Origin of the sequence: Streptacidiphilus anmyonensis (assembly GCF_000787855.1) — a bacterium.
GTDB classification, from domain to species: Bacteria; Actinomycetota; Actinomycetes; order Streptomycetales; family Streptomycetaceae; genus Streptacidiphilus; species Streptacidiphilus anmyonensis.
In genome coordinates this window covers 60,952-62,782 of sequence record NZ_BBPQ01000047.1, presented here as the reverse complement: position 1 = coordinate 62,782, position 1,831 = coordinate 60,952, and the positions used below count along the sequence as shown (strand labels likewise).

The 1,831-nt window shown below is 76.7% G+C and carries 2 protein-coding genes; both read left to right on the top strand.

The features are described from left to right. Positions 1–1,247, top strand: a 1,247-nt coding sequence (locus tag TR50_RS30100; RefSeq protein WP_052441501.1) for an amino acid adenylation domain-containing protein, incomplete at its 5' end; no start/stop codon positions are given. Beyond that, a partial coding sequence (locus tag TR50_RS30095) for a pyridoxal-phosphate dependent enzyme (RefSeq protein ID WP_152648721.1) occupies positions 1,244–1,831 on the top strand: 588 nt, incomplete at its 3' end. The genes TR50_RS30100 and TR50_RS30095, both read left to right, overlap by 4 nt.

Here is a 1,831-nt window from a genome sequence, read left to right as displayed (position 1 = left end):
GGCTCGCGCCGTCCGCGGCGGCTACCGCGCCCGGCCCCGCGGACGCGGGCCCGGCTGCGCTGACCTCGCCGGAACAGGCGTCCGGGCCGTCGGGGACCACCCCGGGCCCGGATCACCCCGGCCGGGCGGAGGCCGGCGCGCGGGCCGAGGCGTGCGCGCCGGTCGAGGCGTGCGGGCTCGCGTACGTGAGCCACACCTCCGGGACCACCGGGGAGCCGAGCGCGGTGCTGATCGAGCACCGCAGCCTGGACAACTACCTCCGGCTCGTCGTCCGCGACTACGGGCTGGGTCCGGACACCGTGGCACTGCAGGTCGCACCGCTGGGCTACGACGCCTCCATCCGGGACACGTTCGCGCCGCTGCTGGCCGGCGGCCGGCTGGTGCTGCTGCCGCGCGGCGACGTGCTGCGCCCGGAGTCCTTCGGCGCGGCCGTGCGGCGGCACGGCGTCAACACGCTGCTGAGCGTGACCCCGTCGTTCCTCTCCCACCTCGCCGGACGCGAGGAAGCCCCCGAACTGCTCGACGGCGTCGCGCTGGTGGTCTCCAGCGGGGAGTCCCTGCGGCCGTACCTGACCGCCGGAGGGCGGGAGTTGGTGCGCGGTCGGCTGGTGAACCAGTACGGACCGACCGAGTGCACGATGACCTCCACCCGCTACGCCGTGCCCGTCGCCCCGGAGACGGAGACCGACATCGTCGGCACCCCGCTCGACGGCGTCGTGGTGCGGCTGCTGGACGATTCGCTCGCGCCGGTCCCGGACGGCGCGGTGGGCGAGGTGTTCATCGGCGGCGCGGGCGTCGCGCGCGGCTACCGCGCCCGGCCCGGCCGCACCGCCGACCGTTTCGTGCCGGACCCGCTGGGCCCGCCCGGGGCGCGGCTCTACCGGACCGGCGACCTGGCCCGGCTCGGCCCCGCGGGGCTGTGCTACCTCGGGCGCGGCGACCGGCAGATCAAGATCCGCGGCTACCGGGTGGACCCGGCCGAGATCGAGGGCGCGCTGCTGACCCATGACGCCGTCACGGGGGCGGTCGTCATCTCGGACACCGACGCGCAGGGCCGGGTCTTCCTGGTGGCGCACGTCACCGGCGAGCTGGGCGGGACGTCCGACCCGGCGCTGCGGCTGCACCTGGCCCGCACGCTGCCGCCGCACCTGATGCCGCGCCGCTTCGTGCGGCTGACCACCCTGCCCACCACGCGCGGCGGCAAGACCGACCGCACCGCGCTCGCGCAGGCAGGAGCCGCCCGATGACCGCCGACGTCCTGCTCACGCTCCCCCGGCCAGCTGTCGTCGACCCCGTGGAGGTGGAGCACGCCGCCGCCCGACTGGTCGACCGCGCCCGCCGCACCCCCCTGCTGCCGTTCCTGCCGGGGCTGCGTCTGAAGGCCGAACACCTCCAGCACAGCGGCTCGTTCAAGCTGCGCGGCGCCACCAACGCGGTGCTCGCGCTCGGGGCCCGGACCGTCGTCACGGGCTCCTCGGGCAACCACGGCATCGCCCTGGCCCGGCTCGCCCAGGACCTCGGCGTCGAGCTGACGGTGGTCATGGCCGGCGGCGCCAACCCCGACAAGGCCGCACTGATCCGCGCGCTCGGCGCCCGTACGGTCGCCGTGACCGGCGGGGTCGCCGAACGCGAGGAACATGCCCGGGAACTGGCCGCACAGACGGGCGCGGTGCTGATCCCGTCGTCCGACCACGCCCTGGTCGTCGCCGGGCAGGGCACGGTGGGCCGGGAGATCCTGGCCGACGCGCCCGAGGTGGAGACCGTCTACGTGCCGGCCGGCGGCGGCGGACTGCTGGCCGGGGTCTGCCTGGCGGCGTGGCACCGCCCGGTG